At 63.2% G+C, this 20,083-nt stretch carries 17 protein-coding genes and 2 pseudogenes; 9 read left to right on the forward strand and 10 right to left on the reverse strand.

What is annotated here, in order from left to right; genetic code table 11:
• Positions 1 to 2 precede the first annotated feature (2 nt).
• From HAP41_RS05995 to HAP41_RS06020, 7 genes are all read left to right on the forward strand, one after another.
• Complete coding sequence (locus HAP41_RS05995; RefSeq protein WP_166104372.1) at positions 3 to 500, forward strand: hypothetical protein; 498 nt, start codon at positions 3 to 5, stop codon at positions 498 to 500.
• 169 nt (positions 501 to 669) lie between these two features.
• Positions 670 to 867 (forward strand): hypothetical protein, encoded by a 198-nt coding sequence (locus HAP41_RS06000; protein ID WP_166104369.1) that lies wholly within the window; start codon positions 670 to 672, stop codon positions 865 to 867.
• 839 nt (positions 868 to 1,706) lie between these two features.
• Positions 1,707 to 2,090 (forward strand): hypothetical protein, encoded by a 384-nt coding sequence (locus HAP41_RS06005; RefSeq protein ID WP_166104364.1) that lies wholly within the window; start codon positions 1,707 to 1,709, stop codon positions 2,088 to 2,090.
• A 34-nt stretch (positions 2,091 to 2,124) separates the two neighbouring features.
• The gene (locus HAP41_RS06010; protein WP_166104361.1) at positions 2,125 to 2,934 is read left to right on the forward strand and encodes a hypothetical protein; all 810 of its coding nucleotides are present in this window, start codon (positions 2,125 to 2,127) and stop codon (positions 2,932 to 2,934) included.
• Between the two features lies 1 nt (position 2,935).
• A complete protein-coding gene (locus tag HAP41_RS06015) occupies positions 2,936 to 3,217 on the forward strand; it encodes a hypothetical protein (protein WP_166104357.1) in 282 nt (93 codons plus the stop codon).
• A gap of 182 nt (positions 3,218 to 3,399) precedes the next feature.
• The gene (locus HAP41_RS50655; protein ID WP_166104354.1) at positions 3,400 to 3,597 is read left to right on the forward strand and encodes a group II intron maturase-specific domain-containing protein; all 198 of its coding nucleotides are present in this window, start codon (positions 3,400 to 3,402) and stop codon (positions 3,595 to 3,597) included.
• Between the two features lie 545 nt (positions 3,598 to 4,142).
• Positions 4,143 to 4,901: a class I SAM-dependent methyltransferase gene (locus tag HAP41_RS06020; protein ID WP_166104350.1), complete on the forward strand. Its 759-nt coding sequence runs from the start codon at positions 4,143 to 4,145 to the stop codon at positions 4,899 to 4,901.
• Between the two features lie 141 nt (positions 4,902 to 5,042).
• Here HAP41_RS06020 and HAP41_RS06025 read toward each other — a convergent pair whose 3' ends face one another.
• The 9 genes and pseudogenes from HAP41_RS06025 to HAP41_RS06065 all read right to left on the reverse strand — a co-directional run bounded on the left by HAP41_RS06025 (position 5,043) and on the right by HAP41_RS06065 (position 15,818).
• Positions 5,043 to 5,456: a class I SAM-dependent methyltransferase gene (locus HAP41_RS06025; protein ID WP_166104347.1), complete on the reverse strand. Its 414-nt coding sequence runs from the start codon at positions 5,454 to 5,456 to the stop codon at positions 5,043 to 5,045.
• A 48-nt stretch (positions 5,457 to 5,504) separates the two neighbouring features.
• On the reverse strand, positions 5,505 to 6,344 hold the full coding sequence (locus HAP41_RS06030) for a class I SAM-dependent methyltransferase (RefSeq protein ID WP_166104339.1): 840 nt from the start codon (positions 6,342 to 6,344) through the stop codon (positions 5,505 to 5,507).
• Between the two features lie 57 nt (positions 6,345 to 6,401).
• Entirely contained in the window at positions 6,402 to 10,649 is a 4,248-nt protein-coding gene (locus HAP41_RS06035; protein WP_166104334.1) for a methyltransferase domain-containing protein, read from the reverse strand.
• Positions 10,650 to 10,801: 152 nt separating this feature from the next.
• Positions 10,802 to 11,359 (reverse strand): D-glycero-alpha-D-manno-heptose-1,7-bisphosphate 7-phosphatase, encoded by a 558-nt coding sequence (locus tag HAP41_RS06040; protein ID WP_166104327.1) that lies wholly within the window; start codon positions 11,357 to 11,359, stop codon positions 10,802 to 10,804.
• Positions 11,356 to 12,054 (reverse strand): sugar phosphate nucleotidyltransferase, encoded by a 699-nt coding sequence (locus tag HAP41_RS06045; protein ID WP_166104322.1) that lies wholly within the window; start codon positions 12,052 to 12,054, stop codon positions 11,356 to 11,358. The genes HAP41_RS06040 and HAP41_RS06045 overlap by 4 nt, the downstream gene beginning before the upstream one ends.
• Positions 12,051 to 12,659 (reverse strand): D-sedoheptulose-7-phosphate isomerase, encoded by a 609-nt coding sequence (locus tag HAP41_RS06050; protein WP_248577181.1) that lies wholly within the window; start codon positions 12,657 to 12,659, stop codon positions 12,051 to 12,053. The genes HAP41_RS06045 and HAP41_RS06050 overlap by 4 nt, the downstream gene beginning before the upstream one ends.
• Positions 12,647 to 13,750: a GHMP family kinase ATP-binding protein gene (locus HAP41_RS06055; protein WP_175618164.1), complete on the reverse strand. Its 1,104-nt coding sequence runs from the start codon at positions 13,748 to 13,750 to the stop codon at positions 12,647 to 12,649. The genes HAP41_RS06050 and HAP41_RS06055 overlap by 13 nt, the downstream gene beginning before the upstream one ends.
• Positions 13,751 to 14,310: 560 nt before the next feature.
• Positions 14,311 to 15,520, reverse strand: a pseudogene (locus HAP41_RS06060) (IS256 family transposase).
• A gap of 118 nt (positions 15,521 to 15,638) precedes the next feature.
• Entirely contained in the window at positions 15,639 to 15,818 is a 180-nt protein-coding gene (locus HAP41_RS06065) for a hypothetical protein (protein ID WP_166104317.1), read from the reverse strand.
• An 888-nt stretch (positions 15,819 to 16,706) separates the two neighbouring features.
• Between HAP41_RS06065 and HAP41_RS06070 the strand changes: the two genes are divergently transcribed.
• Positions 16,707 to 16,943 carry a hypothetical protein gene (locus HAP41_RS06070; protein WP_156504748.1) on the forward strand — a complete coding sequence of 79 codons (237 nt, stop codon included), beginning with the start codon at positions 16,707 to 16,709 and terminating at the stop codon, positions 16,941 to 16,943.
• On the forward strand, positions 16,933 to 19,002 hold the full coding sequence (locus tag HAP41_RS06075) for a recombinase family protein (protein WP_166090234.1): 2,070 nt from the start codon (positions 16,933 to 16,935) through the stop codon (positions 19,000 to 19,002). Before HAP41_RS06070 ends, HAP41_RS06075 begins: the two co-directional genes overlap by 11 nt.
• Here the strand turns inward: HAP41_RS06075 and HAP41_RS06080 are convergent.
• Positions 18,972 to 19,968, reverse strand: a pseudogene (locus HAP41_RS06080) (IS3 family transposase). The gene HAP41_RS06075 and the pseudogene HAP41_RS06080 sit on opposite strands and share 31 nt — an antisense overlap.
• Positions 19,969 to 20,083: the final 115 nt, after the last annotated feature.

Consider the following 20,083-nt stretch of genomic DNA (forward strand, 5'->3'; position numbering starts at 1 on the left):
GCATGCGCAAGGCGCTGGGATTGCCTCAGGGCGTCGGTTTCTGCGTGCCGGTCCCGCGCGACTTGTTGTGCAGTCCAGCGTGGCTCGCGATGTCTGATCAGTGTCGAAAACTGATTGACGCGTTGATGACCGAGCACGCGGACCATGGCGGGTTCGAAAACGGCAACCTGAAGGCTCCCTACGACACACTCCAGGCGCGGGGTATGCGCCGCGGCAACATCCTAAGCGCCATCCTCGAGGCGAAGGCGCTTGGGATCGTAGATCCAACACGCGGCGTGCGGTCGTACGGTTCAAGAAAGGCGCCGTCGGTGTATCGACTGACTTGGCTCGGTACGCCGGACGGTCTGACGCCCACCAACGAATGGCGGGCAATCAAGACCGAACAGGAAGCCAGGACTCGGATCGTAAACGCGATGGAAGCGCTGAAGCGGGAGCGGTCCATCAAGGCCGCCGCACGCGCCGAATATGCCGGCCGGGCCAACCGAAAGAGGGCCGCATGAAGGAATTTCCCCGGTTACATTTTGAGGAGTTTCCAGTGACGGTTCTGGAACTACTTGGTTGCAAAACCGCAACTAGGCCGAGGCGAGAAACTCAACAAATACAGGCCTCCGCTCCAAGTTACATACGGTGGAACTGCTATTTATATCTTCCCTACCATGGGGAGATCGCATGACACAGCTCCCCCTCAGCCTGGTTGCCGCCAGGACGGCCCTCGAGCGAGCCGTCGTCGAAGCCCGTCTTGCCTACGACTACAGCCCAGGCAGCTACACCTACAGCTGTTTGCATGCGTGCCGTGATGCCGAGCAAGCCGTTGCTGTCTTGCGTGCTGCGTTGCTGGAGCAGCAGCTGGCAGAGGAGGGCACGTGATGGTGTCCACGCCCCAGCTTGCTCACAAGCCAAGCCAAGCCCCCGCGACGATCAAGGTCGCGCCGATCACCAAGATCAGCACGTCAAAGACCAACCTGCTGTCGGGCGCGCGCTTCGGTTTGTCTCCAGTCATGCGCACATCGTACCAACCGATCGCGCAGGTGGTTATGAGGTGGTTCTCACACACTGCTGAGCGGACCTCCGCACCGCTCTCTCGCATCGCCCATCGTGCTGAGCAAGGAGGAGGCCAGCGAGAGCGTGTTGAGCAAAGGCGCCCCAGCGCCCACGTAATCACCGGCAATCGGCCTCCCACAATCGCCGCTCATGCACGCGCTGAGGCTGGCCGGTGTTTCTCGACGTCCGCCGCGTTGAACGCACCACGAGCCACGCCTGGGCCGGGCAGGGGCCAAATGCGCGAAAAAATCTATAGGTACCTTTCGCCACGGTCCGGCCGTGCGCGCCCGACGCGTCCGGCATTTCTGCATATTCCGGATTCCCAAAATCACGGTTTCCTTGTCAGGGGACGAGCCTGTGACATTTAGGACATACTGCAACAAGGGGTTTCGGTATCGCCCCCGGGCCCTACGCCGCGCCGTCCTCTCGATCCTTGAGCGCCGCGACAGGTTGAGTGCGCCGGAAATAGCGTCGTGCGCCTATTGCCACGGGCGGCCGATGGTTCGCCCGGGTTGGCGCATACCGACCGAAGCCGAGGTCGTGTCGGTGCGCCGAGCGCTTCGGCATCTGGTGGGGAGCGGCAAGGTTGTGAAGTCCGGCCGGTATCGGCGCAGCTCTTATCAGCGTCACCGCGATACGTTCTGCCTCGCCACGCAGGAGCGGCAATGACCGACACAGAAATCAATGCCGCGATCGAGGTGCACCGGAAGGCGATCGCTGCCCTCGAAGCTATGAGGCAAACAAGCGCCTCGCCGACACCGCCCCCGCCAGCAGCACCGGCTACCGCTCGCAGGCCCATTGCGAAGCGTCGCTGGGAGTTGGCAGCGAAGGCATTCCGGCGCTTTCCGTTCGAGCCGCATACCGTGAGGAGAATCTGCGTCGATCATCCCGAATGGGCCACGAAGCTTAGGGAGGGCGCCTGGCACGTCGACGCTGACATGTTCGACGCGTTCGCGGATCTGGTAGAGGCCGGCAAAGCCTCGTTCGCGGTGTGCGAGAAGTCCGCGGTGTCAGTGGCGGAAGATGTGCAGATCCCGCTAAAACTGTGACCAGCAATTAGATCCGCAACACGAGGCATTCGAAGTGACCAAAATCGAGAAGCAGTTGGAACAAGCCCGCGCCGATTTGGCAGCGTCAAATGAGGGGATGGCGGCCCTGGGCGCACAGAAGGCCGAGGCTATCCGTAGCTCCAAAACATATGCGCAGTGGCGATTGTCGTATGAGGAATTCTCGCTTGAGGGGGAGCGCCTCGGGCAACTCGTCGAGAAGCTTGAGGCCGATCTTGAACGAGAGAAGGCCGATGCCAAGCGCTCCGCTTTGGATTCTCGCAAGGCCGAGCTACAGAAGCAAACCGCCGCACTTGCTCGTCGGATCAACGAGGAAGGCAGCCGGGCGGCCGCTGTGCTGGTGGCGCTGGCCGAGGAAGCACGGGCAAACGCCGAGGCCGTCGAACGGCTCAATCGCGAGCTATCCGACCACGAGCACCTGATCCACGCCGACCACCTCGCCCGCCACCGTGCTCCGGCGCCGCGGGAAAACCTCGCGGAAGCCATCGTAGATCTTTGGACTTTCGAGGTCGGCGGAGAGTTGGTCGGAGATCCTGACCTCGTGGTCGAGCGCTCATACGAACGCGGCATCATCCCGGCCATCGGCGCCAGCCTGAGACATACCCCTGTGGTCCGCAAAAGGTTTAAGCAAATCACCTATCGTGAGCAGGGCGATCGCGAATACGCCGTGCCGCTCGCCTCGGTCCTGAAGTTGCCGCGCTTTGACGCACCGGGCATGCTTTTCGACCACGGTCGCGCGGTTGAGCCCGCGCAGCGCCGCGAACTCGTGGAATTGATTCCCGCGCCAGATGCTCCCGCCAAGCCGGCCGACAGCGAGGCCGCCTGACATGCCGCAAGAAAATCGCAAATGCGTCGATTGCAGGTTTGCCGAGAAGATCCAGGACGACACGCAGAGGCAGTGCCGCCGCGCCGCCCCGACGAATGGCTCGAGCGTTGGGGCGTGGCCGCGCGTCAAGCTCGATGACTGGTGCTATTTGTTCGAAGCTCGCGGTGGAGCGCAAGCTTCGACCTCGGCGACCGATAGCGCCAAGCTCGCCACCGCCGCGTCGTGGGATGCGGTGGTCGCCGACATCAACAAAACAGTCGCCGCCGGCGGGCACGGACCCTGAATAGGAGCTGCCGGCGACCGCGCCGCGGCGGGGTTTCCAAGGGGTTGGAGTTACCCGCCGCGGCGCTTTCTTGACCAGTGACGCATCATCAACAGGCTTGGAGGGGCCGATGGAAATGGAGTTCAAACTGTGAGTAAGACGATCACCGCTACCGCCGTTACCTCCGCGGTCTAAGCGGAGCGATGCGGCCGCATTACACGCCCAAGCTCAAAAAGCGGACGGCGCTGGTGCGGGCGCTCAAAGAGGTGTTCCGCCGACACCGGTCGCAACCGATTGAACGGGTGATAAACTTGATCAATCCGATGCTCGGGGGGTGGGTGAATTACTTCGCGGTGGGGCATTCCAGCGATGGAATAGGCGGTGGCCGTTCGACACTCTAGGGTTGTTCAACGCCTACAGCGTGCGACGCGACGGGCCGAAAGTTGCCCCAGCAGGATAGGTCCCATAAGCGTTGGCGCGAAGCAAATGGGGCGCGCAGTGCGGGAAATCCGCACGCTGCGTGCGACGTGGAGGGGACTGGAAACGTGGCGCGGTCGAAAAGCGCGCCAGTCCTCGACTACCGATGAGCGGGGACAGGAAACGGAGTGTTGGCCATCGGCCCCAAGCCACCGCGCCCGTCCTCGACTCTACCCATCGGCCTTCAGAGCCTCAAGGAAACTCTTGTTGGCGGTGTATTTCGTTCCTCGGCCAGCGCTTCGCCGACGACCTCCACTACAGTCCGGATCGCCCGCCGCTCGGCACGTTTCACAACGGCGTCGATGTAGGTTTGCCATTGCTTCGTCAGGCGTGGCGGCTGCGCCACGCGCGGATTGACGTATTCATCCAGCGTGGCTACGGGAACAGTGCGCCGAGCACCAAAGTGTCGAAGGTGACAACGTCGACTTGGGTGTCGTGTGAAAAGTGGCAATTTCGAAAGGACAGGATAATGAAATCCGTAGGCAACGGCTTCCGGCCCTCGGGCGGCGAGATCAAAAGCTTCGCCGAATATATGGAGAACGGCTTCCCCAATGTGGAAGGCTGGGTCCATCATGGCCATGGCTCTATGCTCAGCATGATCGCCGAGATGCAAGATGGCGCAGAAATCACAGGACATGTCGGCGAGATCGGCGTGTATCACGGCAAATTGCTCATTGCTCTTGCCCACCTCACTGCCGCAGGGTCCAAGGTCACCGCGCTCGATGTGTACGATGATCAGGCGAAGAATCTCGACGGTGCGGGAGTTGGCAGCCTCGCGCGTCTCCGCGAGAACATCGACCGCTTCGGCCCGCCCGACCGCGACTATGCCTTCCTACAGGCCGATAGCCTCGCCCTGACCTCAAGCGACATCGTGACCCTGATGCGTGAACGCGGGCCGTTCCGCATGTTCTCCGTAGACGGTTGTCACACGGCGGAGCACACTTACAACGATCTGATGACGGCGCAGAACCTGATCTGCCCAGGGGGGGTTATTATCCTGGACGACTTCATGCAGCCTCACTGGCCGGGTGTGACCGAGGCGGTAAACCTGATGTTTTCTCGGACGGTGCCGCGTGTGTGGCCCTTCCTCTACTGCTTCCACAAGCTGTATTTCGTGGGCGCTGGCTGGCATGCGCCCTTCCTAACCGAGGTCCAGCGGCGGTTCGGCAACCTGCCCGAGGCGCGGCCAGTCGCCATGTTCGGCCACACTGCTCTCGCGCTGTATTGAGGCGCCGGAGCCGAGCGCATGGCGGGAAGCCGTGTCGCCCACGCTGCGGGTTGCTCCCCAAGCCCATTGAGGGGGGAGCAACAAACATTGTCAGCTCGTTGATGGGTTGGCTGGCCGGGCGGCGGTAGCGCAGCCCACGGCTCAGCCGGGCGGCTGATGCCCGGCCTCCATCAATACGGACCAAGCGCGCCGGCGTAGCTTCTTCGCCACTTCCTCGCGCCGGTCGGCCGGCGCCGCCACGACGTAGTGTGGCATTTCCCGCGCATTCCAGGGCAGGTCGAATTCGGCGCGGCCAAAGGGCCGGCCGAACACGTTGAGCACAGCGTAATCGATCTCCTCGAATAGGTCGAAGAAATCATCCGCGCCGTAGCCGGCCGGGATGGCGGCGTCATCGCGTCCGAACTCGAAGGCGACGACGGGGCGCTGTGCGGCGAGCAGCCGCTTTCCGTTGCGCAGCGCCAGGCCTTCCAGGTCGAGCTTGATAAATCGCACCGGGTCCCCGGCCAGGTCGTCGAGGGGGACCGCGCCCACCTCGATCTCCTTCAGCCGAACCATTCGGCCATGGAGAGCGCGGGACGACCTACTTCGAATCCCACGGCTCTTCTACCGCTTGGGCCTCAACCACAGGCGTAGGCCGAGCGTGCGCAAGTCCGCCTCAGAATATTTCGCGAGCGCCGCCGTGAAATATTCGTTGGTGTTAAGGTCGACGACGGGGTCGACCTCTACCTCAAACGCGCCTTGAAAGGCGGCTATCACATCGCTAGCGGACTTGTAGTTTGAGTTCGATCCAATCAGCCCACCATCAAGGCTGTAGACAAAGTTGACGATGCGATCGACGTGCGCTCGCGGTATGGCGTTTTGCACGAGATAGTCGGCCATCTCGCTCGGAGAGAACACGAGATGCGACCAGTCGGGGATCGGATTGTTGCCCGCGAAGTCGTAGAGCGTTTCGAACGGCAATGGCTCGTCGGCGGGCAGATTGTCGAACTCTTCCCGCTCTTTCATTACGACGACGTGGTGTCCTAACCGGCCGGGCCAAAGGGGAAGCCCCTGCAAGAAGCCGATGCCGTCGGGCTTGAGAATGCGTTTGATCTGCGCCGCGAGACCGTTGAGGTCCGGAACATGTTCGAGGATGGCCGTGCCATAAACGATGTCGAACGCTTTCTCGTCAAAATCGATGTCGCCGGCGTCGCCGACCAGAAACTCAACGTTGGCCGGAAGCGGCTCTGGGCTGCGCCACTCGCCGATGTTCGTACCCACAACATGGCTGGCCCCGTTGGCGGCAAATAACCGTACAATCGCTTGGTGATAATCGCTTCCGACTTCGAGCACGCGCTTTCCTTGCACGTTCACGCGGTCGAAAAAACAGCGGAACTCGGATAGTTGATAGTCTTGGATGTGGGCCGCGACGTACGGCGGAATTTCCAGTTGTTTTGCTTGCATTCTGTGGGTTACCGGTGATGCGATAGGCGAACCATTTGAGATAGTCGCTCGTGCCGTTCAGGCGGAAAATTCCTGTAACGGTTGCGGGGCGAGCATATCGACGTCCACCTCGATTTCCTTCGAGGTCAGTTCAGGAAGCGGAACCGCGCGCTTGACCGCCTCAAAAATGCGCAGCGTCTCGTTGCCCGTGCCGCCGAGCACCGGCTGGACGTGCTCGATGAGCTCGAGGCCCGCTTGCATGATGAGCTCAGGCAGGTCGCGGCCGTAATCGGTGAAGACTAGTGCGCCTTCCGAGCGCACCGGGTCGCCGTGGTATTCGGGCGGCAGCACATGCTCTACCCCGTTAGGGCCGAGCTTCGCGCGCGTCACGCTGCGCTCGAGATGCGGGTTTTGCGGGATCGTGAAGAAGTGCGAGCCGCCGGGCTTCAGCACCCTTGCTGTCTCGAGGAAGCCGCGCACCGGGTCGGGTACGTGCTCCATCACATCCTGGCTTAGGATGATGTCGAAGCTCTCATCGGTGTAGGTGAGTTGCGTTACGTCCTCACAGCGAACTCCACCTGGTCCAGTTGTTCCGAGCGGGACGCCGGGAAAGAACTCCGAAGTGGAGTAGTTGGGCAGTCCCCGCAGACTGTCGGCGATGCCGCCGACGAAGCCGAGTTCATGCACCCGCAGCTCGGGCCGGCGGGCCAGCAATTCGGGCAGGCTCGTTGCACCCTCTCGGACGAACCGGCGCAACAAAACCTCGGCCAGCGCCTCGCAGCGCGCCAGCGCGAAGCAGTCGCGGCAGACGAACGACTCACGCGCATTCTCTATTGCCGGCGGTAGCAATCTAACTGAACCGCATGCAGCACAACGCGGCACCCTAAACACCCCTTCCAGCGCTGCGCGTGCAGCCATGCGGGAGTAGCGCCTGGCAATGAGTGCGGCCCCCGACGCCGACAATTGTGCGCATCGCTCGGTATTGTCGAGCAGTGAGAGGATCCCTTCCGCAAGGCCTGCCGCATCCTCCGCAATGATCGCCTCCTCGCCTGGCGTGATGCCGATGCCTTCGGCGCCGACAGGGGTCGTCACCACGGGCAGACCGCCGCGTAGCGCCTCGACCACCTTGCCTTTGACTCCAGCGCCGTAACGAAGAGCCGCCAGCATAACGCGTGACCGTTCGAACCAGGGCGCCAGGTCGGGCACCTGCCCGGTCACCACGATGCGGTGGTCAGCCAACGCCTGTACCTCTGCGGGCGGCGCGTAGCCGACCAGCAGAAGACGCGCGTCCGGTCGCGTGCGCCAGACTAGCGGCATGATCTCCCGCGCGATGAAAAGCGCCGCATCGACGTTTGGCGTGTGCGGGAAGCCGCCCACGAAGATCACGTCAGAAAGGCCTTCGAATTGCCCCGCAACGCGCGCGCGGATCTGGTCGCCCTCGTAGTAGTACGGCGGCAAAGTCGTAATTCTCGCCGTGGGCACCAGCTCACGGATCAGTTTTCCTTCCTCTGCGCTCGGCGTCATGATGTGGTCCACCGCGCGCAGAACCCCTACCTCCTGTTCGCGCAGCCGCTCGGCAGCCAAGATCATCTCCGCATTCCCCCGTAGCCGCGCCTCGCGCATCATTCGCAGATGGTGAAGATCGTGCGTATAATAGGCGACAGGAGCGTCGGTGGCCTCTCGCACCACCGCAAGATATTCCGCCGCCAGTTCGGGTCGGCTAATCCACACCTGGCGGACATGTTGGCCATGCGCAGCGAGCCAACCTGCGATCGTCTGCCGCGGGCGGATCATCTCGACGCCGATCGCTTCCAGCGCCTCACAGGGAGGCCCCTCGGCTATCCCGTTATGCGGACCAAACACGACACGCCACCCGGCGTCCACGAGCATCCGGAGGTAGCCAGCCGTGGTCACGTCGCCGGCATGCTGCTCGGGCACCGGAACGCCGGAGTCGACCACGAGGATCGTAGGGCGTTCTGGGCCGGCGTGGCGAATCGCATACTCGTCAGACAGGTCGTGCGGCTGCTTGTGCAGCACCTCGGCAAAGCGTTGCGAGAAGGTGCCGTGGTTGACGCCGGACAACTGGTCCCGGCGTTCGGCCCCATAGGAAGCGCTGCCGGTATGAACCACTCGGCTGCGCGGCTCGTAGACGACCTTCAGCCCCTTCTGTCTGGCACGGAAGGCGAGGTCAAACTCCTCGTAGAAGGCGGGCACATAGGCAAGGTCGAAGCCACCAAGTTCCTTCCAGACCGTCCGCGGCACGCAGAAGCAAGCTCCCGTCACGCAATCGACGAGGCGCCGATGGGTATAGGCGCCGTCCCGCGCATCTGCGCCGCGGCCCAGCGGGTGGCCCCAGCCATTCCACATGATGCGCCAGCCCGCGTCCTGGATGGTGCCGTCGCGATTCAGCAGCATGCCGCCGGAAAGGGCCGCGCTCGACGTCTCATCCAATGCCTGGACAAGGCTACTCAGCCAGCCAGGCGAAACAATTGTGTCGCTGTTTAGGAAGCAAAGCACGCGCCCGCGCGCCTTCGCCGCCCCTCGGTTGCAGCTCAGCAAGAAGCCCAGATTCTCTTCATTCGGAATCCCGATGAGGCCGCCGCTGCGCGGCAGGGCCCATAGCACCGGCGCCTCCGGGCAGTCGTCGACCACGATCACCTCGAAGGAAGGCTCCGTCGGGCGGCTTACAGCGATTGAGCGCAGGCACGTGAGCAGATCGTCCAGCCCGCGATAGGCCGGGATGATGATGGAGACCTCGGGCTCGGGGACGGGCGGGAAGTAGATGGCAGCTGTGTCGTGGAGGGTCTGGAACGCGTCCAGCAGGTCGCGCGGCGGGCAAGAGACTGTCGGCGAGGCGGGGGGCGCGATTACTTCGATATAGGGCATCGAAACCGTCGCGACTGACCTCCGCAGTGCTGCCCGGTGCTGCCGCCACAGCATGAATCGGCGGCCGAGCTGCAGCGTCAGGCTCCACCAGACGACCTTGATCGCCTGCCGCAGGCGGCGCGCCACGCGCGGACTGCGGCGTCCCAGCTCACGGAACGGCGCAAAAATACGCCACGAAGTGCTCGTCCGCACGGCGTTTAACGTCTGCTCGACTTCGACCAGGCGCACCTTCGTATCATCAAGTCGGCGGCTCGCCCGCTGCGACGCGGCGACAGCTTCGCCGCGTTCTGCGCGTGCGGTCTGAATCGCATGCTCTGCGGCGTCCAACGTCTGTCGAGTCGTCCGCAACTCGCGATCCAGCGCCGAAGCTCGCTCAGCCTCCCGCTGCGACGCGGCGACAGCTTCGCCGCGTTCTGTGTGTGCGGTCTGAATCGCGTGCTCTGCGGCGTCCAACGTCTGTCGCGTCGTCTGCAACTCGCGATCCAGCGCCGAAGCTCGCTCAGCCTCCCTCTGCGACGCGGCGACAGCTTCGCCGCGTTCTGTGTGTGCGGTCTGAATCGCGTGCTCTGCGGCGTCCAACGTCTGTCGCGTCGTCTGCAACTCGCGATCCAGCGCCGAAGCTCGCTCAGCCTCCCTCTGCGACGCGGCGACAGCTTCGCCGCGTTCTGCACGCGCCGCATGCATCTCTCGTTCGGCCGTGGCCAGCGCCTCGCGCAGCGAGGGAACACCCAGAGCGTCCTGCACCACGTCATGCACGCGACGACGGTCCGCATAGACCGAAGGGCCAATTCCGGGCAACTTCGCGTCGCTGGCTAGCGCGACTAGGTAGTGGGCGCGCGCGAGTCCGTTCGTCGCCTCGATCAAGTCGGCGTTCCGACGCTCGTAGCTGCGCCAGTCCTCGGCCTCACCCCCGGCCATGACGGAGCCAAGCAGCGGGCGCTGGTAAAGTATGGCGCGGTGTTGAAAATGCGTACCGAGCAGCGCATCCAGCTCGGCCGGCGTCAGTTCGAGCACGTGATAGGGGTTGGGGTCACTTCCAGGCGCTGAGTAGACGGTGCGATCCGGCGTGCTCACGAGGAACAGCCCGCCGGGCCGCAGCACCCGACGCACCTCCTGCAGAAAGCGCGTCTGGTCGGTCAAGTGCTCCAGCGTCTCGAAGGAGACGACGACGTCGACACTGGCGTCGCCGACTGGGATTGACAGCGCGTCGCCCACCGCAAACTGGAGATTCGGGCCCGGGTACGCCGTCCGGGCATGCGCCACCGATTCGGGATCGATCTCGACGCCGGTGACGCTGCGCGCCACGCCAGCCAGCAGTGCCGAGCCATAGCCTTCACCCGAGGCCACGTCGAGCACGTCGAGGCCATCGCACAGATCTCGCGCAAGACAGTATCGGTGGTAGTGCTCGAACTCTATCTGGCCTTCCATGGCCGTGGTCATTCGCTCCCCGGTAAAGGGCAGCGGGACGTGGGCACGAGGGACAGCGAAGTTCCCGCTAGTCCGCGTCGTTCGGCGCGCGAGTTGTTCGATCATCTTGCTTCTTTCAAAAGTTGAAAACGGAATTGGGATAACGGCTGCCGGTGGATGCGGGGCTAGGCACCCAAATGGGCAATGGCACTCCTTAGGTCTCCGGCCGGCAAAACCACCGTGCCCGCCGGCGCGGCCGCCACCTCTGCCGGTTCGGCCGGCATGAGGAGCAGCGTACCGACACCGGCAGTTTGGCCTGCTTGCATATCGGTTGCGCGGTCTCCCAGCATGACCGACCGGGCCGGATCGAGCCGATGCACCACGCAAGCGTCGACGATCATGCCAGGGCTAGGCTTGCGGCGTGGATTCTCGCGCTGGTAAGGTCCGATCCCGTGGGTCGGGTGGTCGGGGCAGAATTCCACGCCGGTCAACGCGATGCCGCGGGCGGTAAAGGCTTGCTGCATCCAGCGTGTCAAAACGAGGAAGTCCGTTTCGGTGTAATAGCCGCGTCCGATCCCCGCTTGGTTAGTCACGACTACAAGAGCCATGCCTCGCGCCACGGCAGCTGCGCAGAGGTCGAAGATCCCGTCGCGGAAGACAAAGTCCTCAGGCCGGTGGCAGTAGCCGGTGTCGTGGTTGATAACCCCGTCTCGGTCGAGGAAAAGAGCGCGCTGCAACGTCATCCCGCGAACGCCCAGGCTGGGATAAGAGTCTGGGCCGCCAGGTAGTCGTCGGGCGTGCCGATGTCGAGGAAGGACGCATCGGTTAGGTGCGCCCGAAGATCGAGCCCACCTGGCGCCGCTAACACCTCCCGCTCAAGGCTGAACGAGTCCGGCATCGGAAGGCGCGACGGCAGATCGCGACGGGCGACGTAAACCCCAGCATTGATCAGGCCGGGCCCGCCTGGACCCTTCTCCGCGAGACCAAGCACGCGGTTGCCGTCGACGATGAGGCTGCCGAACCGCGAGCGGTCGGCGACCGCGCGGACTGCGAGCACCAAGTCGGCGTCCGGCGCCTCAGCCGCAAGCGACGCGATCGGAGCGCCAAGCCAGGTGTCGCCGTTGACAACGAGGACACGGTCCTCCTCGCAGAGTCGCAGCGCGGCCCACATTGCACCGCCCGTACCTAGCGGCGTGGCCTCACACGAGTACAGGACCGTCATGTCGGCATGTTGAGTACCCACCGCGCCACGGAGCACATTGCCCATGTAGCCCGTCGCCAGCAGCACGCGCGTCACGCTTTGCCGCGCAAGACTGTCGAGGAGCCAACAGAGGAAGGGGCGGCCCCCCACAAGCGCCAGAGCCTTCGGCACGTCGCTGACCACGGGACGCAACCGCGTCCCGAAGCCACCGACCAGCACGACTGCCTCGCGGATCATGCGCTCGCGCTGGACGTCGAATCGTTGGGAAATATCGCAGCCTCAATCAGTGCGCAGATCGAATGGCCGAGCACCTCGTGCCCTTCCTGGATGCGTGGCGTGCTTTCATGAGGTATGCGGATCGCGAAGTCGCAGAGCGCGGCGGCCTTGCCTCCGCTGCGACCGGTGAAGGCAACCGTGGTGATGCCTTGGTTTCGCGCTACCTCCAACGCCGCCACCACATTTCGGGAATTGCCCGAGGTGGACAGCGCGAACAGCACATCTCCCGCCACCCCGAGCGCCTCTACTTGTCTAGCGAACACGTAGTCGTAGCCGTAGTCATTGCCGCAGGCCGTGATGATCGAGGCGTCGGTTGTGAGGGCAATTGCCGCAAGAGCCGGCCGGTCGTAGTTGAACCGCGAAACCAATTCGCCGGCCCAATGCTGGGCGTCCGCTGCGCTCCCGCCGTTACCGCAGATCATAACCTTCCGCCCGGCGCGCAACGCGGCCACTGCGGCGGCGGCCACCTGCGCCGCAGTGACGCATAGTTTCTCATCGGCAGCCATGTCGGCCAACAGCCGCGCAGTCTCGGCAATTGTCGCGCGAATATCGCTCACACCCGCCACGCCATCGCCCCTTCGGAAGTAAATCGGACCGTTTCCGCCGCGTAACCTTGAGTGGCCAAGGCACTCATCACTGCCCGTCTGCGCTCCAGCGGTGCTAGGAACACAATGAAGCCACCGCCGCCCGCCCCTGAAACTTTGCCGGCTATTGCCCCAGCGTCCAACGCTAAATCGAATGCGTCGTCGATGAGGCGATTGTTGATACCAGCTGCCATCTCTTGTTTGCTCGACCACCCAACCTGCAACGCGCGCGCAACGCGGCTGAGGTCGCCACGCAGCAGCGCTTCTTTCATTTCTAATGCAGTTTCTTTCAGCCGGTGCATTGCTTCCACCGACTTAGTCGCGCCTTGCTGCACGTTGTAAGTCTGCTCCGCAATGATTGTCGCGCTCTCACGGCTCACCCCCGTGAAGCAGAGGATAGTCTGTGCCTCGAACTCGGTTACCACTTCGCGCTTAATGCGTAGAGGATTGACAATCACCTGATCCTCGTCCCGAAATTCCATGAAATTGAACCCACCAAAGGCCGCTGCGAACTGGTCCTGACGTCCACCGGCGAGGCCCAGATCCTTGCGCTCGATCATGTATGCGAGATGCGCGATGTCGTACTCACCGAGTGGTAGCCGCAGGAACTCACCCAGCGCCTGAAGGACTGCGACGACGAGCGTCGATGACGAGCCGAGCCCCGAGCCTGCCGGGGCCTCCGAGTAGGTGGAGATCCGCAGCGGCAAGGGCTGGCCGCCATGGAAGTCACGCATCACGCGGTTGTAAGTTGCCTTGTGCAGGTCGAGCTTGCCGTCATAGGAAAGGGGAGCTTCGGACGGCCACCGCCCGGCAAGGCCAAGGTCCAGGCTCTCGAGTTCAACATCGTGGCTCTCGGCCGGTGAGACGCTAGCGTAGATGTAGCGATCAATTGTCACGTTCATGACCGCCCCGCCATAGATGTTAGCATACGGCGATACGTCCGTACCGCCGCCGGCAAGCCCGAGACGCAGCGGCGCCCGGGCGCGCGCTACGATCTGGGGACGTGGTGAAATTCGCCGGACGCGCGCAACGAGCTCGCCTGCAGTTTCCCAATCATTCGTGGCGGAATTCAAGAGGTGCACCCGCGGGATATCTTGGATCTGGCCATTGTGGCGGTTCAGTCCCTGCCACGCGCCGCTAACTTCAGCGGTCGGTCTTAATGTCCTGCAAGCAAAACTGACCGGTTGGCTCCGGAAAGCCCGAGATAATGGAGAATTATATCTCGAAAGGTCTCACGCCCGCACCTACCAAGACTGGTTGGCTTCATGGACCCTGGACCAACGTCGCGTGGATCAGTCGCCTCAGCCTTGGCCGCAAAGCAGCTAGCCCTCGCAGGCCGAACGCGACCGGCGCGATCGGGCAGCTGCGCGGACGCGACTCGGCGCTGGGAAACATGCGAACCGCCGCTGTCCCTATCACGCGCAGTTAACTTCAGTGACCAGCTTTACTGTCATGAGTGTTGGCTGCTCTTTAAAAATTGGCATCGCTTTATTCGGGAGAAAGGCCAACCGTACGGAACGAGGGGATGTCCCGATCGGTGTTGAACTACGTCGGGCCGACGTTGCCAGAATGAATGTTACGCGGCCCTCGAGACGTGGGCAACGGGCTTGATCGTCATGCGATCGTGGCGAGCTTAAAGGGCCGCACGCAGAACCGACAATTGCTTATGCGCCTTCAATCGTCGGAAGCCCTTGTTGGCCTCGATCATGCCGGCCGCGACCCATCGCAAAGGCCATACCGGCATCGCGCCAGCGTTTGATGTTGCGCGTGACGCGGCGAATGGTGCCCATCATGTTCTCGGCGATCTTGGTCCAGGCGAGCGAGCGACCAAGCTCCTTCGGCAGCTTCAACCGGACGACAGTCAGGATTTCGTCGAGGCCTTCGAGGATGCTGGCCGCTACGCCGGGCCATTGCTGGTCGAGTCGACGCGCGAGATTGCGGATCAATTTTTCAGCCTTGTCGGCGTCATCGAGCTGCCAGGCCTGGCGCAGCACCCGACGGGTGGCCGCATGATGCTCTTTCGGCAGGCGTTCCATGATGTTGCGTGCCTTGTGGATCTGGCAGCGCTGGATCGCAGCGGCCGAATCGAGGGTGCGGCGGATCGCCTTCGACAACGCCTTTCGTGCGGTCGGCGATGAACAGTCCTGGCACCGTCGGGTCGAGCCCGCGCGAGACCAGGTTGTCCAGCAGGGCCTGAACCGTTACGGCATTCTCGGTCGCCCCTTCCACCAGCGCCAGCGGATGCTTGCTGCCTTCGCCGTCAACTCCGATCGCGGCGACCAGCACGAGATCGTCGCCGAGATGCAGCCCGTCGATTTGGACCACCAGAAGGTCGAGCGTGGACAGATCGGCGGCCATGAAGTCAGCCAGCCGCGCCGCCGACAGCGCTACGAACCTCCGCGAGGCCGCCGACTTCGAAACCCCGATCCGGGCGGTGCCGGCACGTCACCCTCGGGCAGCCGGACGGCGCGGCCGAACCGGCGCGTCGACACATTGATCAGCATCAGGTTCATCGCCCCGCGACCGAGCCAATCCTCCTGCGCCACCGTTTCCCAGCTCGGGATCGTGACCTCGCCGCCATCCACGCCCCGGACCCGCGGGCGCTCGACCTCGATCTTGCCGCCGTGGAAGCCGATCCGTCCCCGCGTTCGGCCCAAGGTGCGTCCGCCGCGCCGCCTCGCGATCGTGGCGCGGCCCGCCACAACATCCGCCTCCATCATCGTGCCGAGCGCCTCGATCCCTGCCGCAAGGCAGAACCGATCGAAGCTCGCCCGCACTTCTGCAAACGCTTCGTCCACCGCCCCGGTCGCCGGCCAACCAGCCGGTGTGATATCTCTTGTCATGGCGTTGCTCTTCTTTGTGGAATCAGCACCCCGAGCCTACCGGCTCAAGGTGGGCAACGCCGACCTCTTCAGAAATTCAACAGAACCCGGGACATCCCCCGGAACGACCCGAAAGCCGTTAATTCCAGAATGCCGGCGGGTTAACGTAGCCGTTAAGGGAACGTTGAGCGCGCGCGGCGTCCGCGAAGTGCTCGGCGCCGTCCATCGTCGGCGCGTGCGCGTGGGAACTGAGGCCGAAACCTTTCGGCCAAAGCGAAACCGCGCCGGCCGGATCACTGAAGCGGATAACGTGGGGCATTAGCGTCCCTTTCGCGTTGCGCACAATCGCGCGTGTTCAGAAATCGAGCGGCGACGAGCGAAAATGCCCAATTGCAACCCTTCTCCACTGTAGCAGGTGTTCTGACGCGTGATCGTTTATGATGGCGCAATCAACAGAGTTGTCGAACGGAACGTTCCGCCCATAAAAAGCGAGCCAAGGTGCTTGTTGCGGACAATTCATGTGTTGTGATCACCCTGTTCAAGAGCGCCCTGACAGCCTTTTGCGAAACCAAGCCGAAGTCGGCCAAGGCGCAAGAAGCAAGCTGTGATGAAATTATGTCCGCACGAGCCGCAATCGCCTTTGGCAGTACAAGCGCGAGTCTCCTTTGCGTAACCGTGTGGAAATACGTCAGAGCCTGAGCTGGCTCCGGTTGTCTGAACAGATTTTCCGCGTCGATAAGTGGAGCCTCTGCCATGGTTAGGCTGCCAAGCGGAGTGGCAGCGGGTTGAAGTAGGCTTGATCGGGGGTGACGCCGTCAAGGCTCGAATGCGGGCGCCGACCGTTGTACAACAAGGCTTGAGAACGCCCACGGGACCGTATGCCGTGAGGTTCTGTACCGGCATCACCCTTGGGCAGGCCGCGAGGTTTTCGTCCATGGTGTGATCGACAAGGCGGACGGCGTTGTTTTCCGCTGCACGCTGGATGGATCGGAGACGCGGCGTTTTCTGGAGATCCCATCCTGGATGTTCGACCGCGCGGCATGTGCTCGCGGTGGCAGCCTAACGGCAGAGCCCTTTGTCAGCCTGGAAGCGCTCAACGCGTTGTCGTCGCTTGTCGATTCAGCGGTCAAGAGCGCGACATCATCATTGAATGAACCGCTTTCCGGTGCATGCGGAGTCTCTCACGATGAGAATCGGGGAGAGGCTCATGGCAAGCAGGACGGCGATATCGGCGAACCCGGTTCGGCGCAACCGGCGGTTCGGCGTGCATCAGATGGACCTGTTCACGGGTGGCATAGCGCACGGCGCCGTCGGGGTACCGGAATGGCGGGAGCTGCCGAAGGAGGCGCAGGATGCGCTGGTGAACTTGATGACGCAGCTGGTGCTGGACCATGCACGGGTAAGCGCAACGCTCGCGAAGAGGGAAGACGGTCATGATCAGTGACAAGGTCCGCCCTCACCATCTCGAACGCAAGGCGATCCTCTATGTGCGCCAGTCCTCCGCCCATCAGGTTCTGCACAATCGTGAGAGCAGCGCGTTGCAATACGCGATGCGCGACCGATTGACGGCGCTGGGGTGGTCCAAGATCGAGGTGATCGACGATGATCTTGGGCGTTCCGCTGCCGGCGGCGTCCAGCGCGCGGGCTTCGAGCGGATGGTGGCCGAGGTCTGCCTCGGCAAGGTCGGCGCAGTCTGTGCGCGGGAGGTCTCGCGCTTTGCCCGCAATAGCCGGGATTGGCAACAGCTGATCGAGATGTGTCGCGTCGTCGACACGGTGCTGGTTGACCAGGAAGCTGTCTATGCTCCGCGGCATGGCAACGACCGACTGCTTCTCGGGCTGAAGGGGAGCCTCAACGAGTATGAGCTGGACCTTTTGCGACAACGCTCGCTCTCGGCACGCTACGAGAAGGCCAGCCGTGGCGAACTGATTGCGGCCACGCCAGTCGGCTTTGTGAAGGTTGGTGATCGCTACGAGAAGGATCCGGACCGGCGTGTGCAGGACGCCATTACGCTCGTCTTCGACAAGATCGAGGAACTCGGGACCGCGCGGCAGGCGCTGCTGTGGTTCCATGAGCACGGCCTCGACCTACCAGTGAAGCAGCCGAACGGCGACACAGCCTGGCGGCGGCCCAGCTACGCGACTCTCCACAGGATGGTCGAGAACCCGGTCTACGGCGGAGCCTACGCCTATGGTAGAACAGCCGTAGCGACGGGGTACGGCGTCCATGGCGCAGGCGCGAAGATCCGGCGGAAGGCGCGCGCCGAGTGGCTCGTCCTCAAGCCGGACGCCCACGAAGGCTATGTGAACTGGGAGAGGTTCGAAGCGATCCGTACAATGGTCTCCAGTAACGTGCCCACGAGCCGGCATCATGGCGCGCCCAAGCATGGCGAGGCGCTGCTCGCTGGGCTCATCCGCTGCCGGCGTTGTGGCCGCAAGCTGACGCTGCGCTACAGCGGTATGAAGCATCACATCCCCCGTTACAGCTGCTCGCGCGGCTGGATGGACAACGGCGAACCGCGCTGCATCGCGTTCGGTGGCTTGCGCGTCGATGATGCGATCGAAGGGGCACTGCTCGGCGTTGTCGGACCCGGCGCCGTTGCGGCGGCTACGGCCGCCGCAGCCCAAGCCACACATCAGAGGGATCAAGTTCGCGAAGCGCTCGGCCGTGATCTCGAAGCGGCCCGTTACGCCGCCGATCGTGCCTTCCGGCAATATGACACGGCGGATCCGGCAAATCGCCTGGTTGCCGCGGAGCTTGAGACGCGCTGGAATCGCTCGCTTGCCCGTGTCGTCGAGGTAGAGAGCAAGATTGCCGCGCATGATGCGACGACCGCACCGACAGCGATCGATCCAACGATGCTCAGCGTGCTGGCCTCAGACCTCAAGTCAATCTGGTCAGGGCCGACCATCGATGCGCGGCTGAAGAAGCGCATCGTCCGTACGCTGATCCACGAGGTCGTTGCCGATATCGATGACGAAGCGTCCGAGATCGTTCTTGTCGTGCATTGGGCGGGCGGCGCTCACAGCGAGATGCGGCTGCCGAAGCGTCGACGGGGGCAGCGTAACAGCACCTCCGGTGACATCATCGCAGCCATCCGGCAACTGGTGCTGATCGCCAGCGACGACCTGATTGCGGGCCTGCTCAACCGCAACGGCCTCAAGACGGGCAACGGCAACCGTTGGACCCGTGAGCGCGTCACAACCACGCGATCTTATCATCGGATACCCGTCTTTCGGCGGGCCGAGGATAGCGTCGAGCCATGGCTCAATCTCTCCGACGCCGCCAGGCTTATCAAGGTCGCATCCAAGACGCTGCGCTTGGCCGCAGAAGCTGGTCAGATCGACGCGGTCCACCCTCTGCCGGATGGGCCATGGATCTTTGCGCGCGCGGCCTTGACCACGGATGCCGCCACATCCATCACCGAACGAGCGCGGCAGAACCCAAGATACCCCGCAGGATCGCATCCCGATCAACAAAGTCTCTTCTCTTCAACAACATAGACAAATGGGTGTTCTGATGCGCGGTTGTAGAAGCCCTCGATGAAGGCGAAGATATCGCGCTGGGCCTCGGCGCGGGTCTTGTAGTTGCAATGATGAACGAGCTCAGTCTTCAAGGTATGGAAGAAGCTCTCCATCGGAGCATTGTCGTAGCAATCGGCCTTGCGGCTCATCGATGCGGTGATGCCGGCGCATGCGAGAGCATTGCGATAGGCGTATGAGGCATACTGCACACTTCGATCGGAGTGGTGGATCAACCCGGCTGGGGCCGTTGTTGCTGGATGGCCATCGTCAGTGCAGCTGCTGCGAGTTCGACCTGCATATGATCGCGCATGGCCCAGCCGACGATCTTTCGACTGAAGAGATCCATCACGGCCGCGAGATACAGCCAGCCCTCCGCGGTCGGGATGTAGGTGATATCGGCGAGCCAAATCCGGTTCGGAACCGGGGCTGAGAAGTCGCGCGCGATCAGGTTCGGCGCGATCGGCAGGTTGTGACGGCTGTCGGTGGTGCGCACACAGCGCGGCGGCGCCATGATGGCGCGGATACCGTGCCGACGCATCATCCGCTCGATCCGGCCGCGGCTGGCGCCGCGGCCCTGCCTCCGCAGGACGGCATGGACGCGGGGACTGCCGTAGCGGCCGTTGCTGTCTTGATGGACTTGCCGGATCGCGGCCAGGAGCGCGAGTCCGCTTACTCACCGGGCGATCGCGCCAGGCGGGTTCCGGCAAAGATCGCGATCGACTTTTTTTTAAAATGTCGCGCTCCATGCGCAGCCGTTCGTTCTCCTGGCGCAACCCGGCGATCTCCGAAGCCTGGTCCGCCGGACTTATCCACCCAGCGCCGCAACACCGAGTCTCGCAGACCAAGTTCCTTGCCAACCGACGTAATCGAGCGGCCGCTCGACACCACCAGCTCAACGGCTTGCCGCTTGTACTCCTCGGTAAACGACCGACGTTGACGTTCCATTCGACACCTCCGCGCTCAATGAGCCTACTACAGGTGTCCACTCATTCGGAGGAGGTTCAGTCCGCTTCCAGCATGCGCATGTAGGTGACGGCGTGCTCCCGGTCATAAGGCGTCA

The organism is Bradyrhizobium barranii subsp. apii (assembly GCF_011516635.5).
Lineage (GTDB): Bacteria > Pseudomonadota > Alphaproteobacteria > Rhizobiales > Xanthobacteraceae > Bradyrhizobium > Bradyrhizobium barranii.

Excerpts from the sequence above, each read along its gene's own strand:
- HAP41_RS05995 (WP_166104372.1), top strand. The coding sequence starts at position 3 with ATGCGCAAGGCGCTGGGATTGCCTCAGGGCGTCGGTTTCTGCGTGCCG.
- HAP41_RS06000 (WP_166104369.1), top strand. The coding sequence starts at position 670 with ATGACACAGCTCCCCCTCAGCCTGGTTGCCGCCAGGACGGCCCTCGAG.
- HAP41_RS06005 (WP_166104364.1), top strand. The coding sequence starts at position 1,707 with ATGACCGACACAGAAATCAATGCCGCGATCGAGGTGCACCGGAAGGCG.
- HAP41_RS06015 (WP_166104357.1), top strand. The coding sequence starts at position 2,936 with ATGCCGCAAGAAAATCGCAAATGCGTCGATTGCAGGTTTGCCGAGAAG.
- HAP41_RS50655 (WP_166104354.1), top strand. The coding sequence starts at position 3,400 with ATGCGGCCGCATTACACGCCCAAGCTCAAAAAGCGGACGGCGCTGGTG.
- HAP41_RS06020 (WP_166104350.1), top strand. The coding sequence starts at position 4,143 with ATGAAATCCGTAGGCAACGGCTTCCGGCCCTCGGGCGGCGAGATCAAA.
- HAP41_RS06025 (WP_166104347.1), bottom strand. The coding sequence starts at position 5,456 with ATGGTTCGGCTGAAGGAGATCGAGGTGGGCGCGGTCCCCCTCGACGAC.
- HAP41_RS06030 (WP_166104339.1), bottom strand. The coding sequence starts at position 6,344 with ATGCAAGCAAAACAACTGGAAATTCCGCCGTACGTCGCGGCCCACATC.
- HAP41_RS06035 (WP_166104334.1), bottom strand. The coding sequence starts at position 10,649 with ATGACCACGGCCATGGAAGGCCAGATAGAGTTCGAGCACTACCACCGA.
- HAP41_RS06040 (WP_166104327.1), bottom strand. The coding sequence starts at position 11,359 with ATGACGTTGCAGCGCGCTCTTTTCCTCGACCGAGACGGGGTTATCAAC.
- HAP41_RS06045 (WP_166104322.1), bottom strand. The coding sequence starts at position 12,054 with ATGATCCGCGAGGCAGTCGTGCTGGTCGGTGGCTTCGGGACGCGGTTG.
- HAP41_RS06065 (WP_166104317.1), bottom strand. The coding sequence starts at position 15,818 with ATGCCCCACGTTATCCGCTTCAGTGATCCGGCCGGCGCGGTTTCGCTT.
- HAP41_RS06070 (WP_156504748.1), top strand. The coding sequence starts at position 16,707 with ATGGCAAGCAGGACGGCGATATCGGCGAACCCGGTTCGGCGCAACCGG.
- HAP41_RS06075 (WP_166090234.1), top strand. The coding sequence starts at position 16,933 with ATGATCAGTGACAAGGTCCGCCCTCACCATCTCGAACGCAAGGCGATC.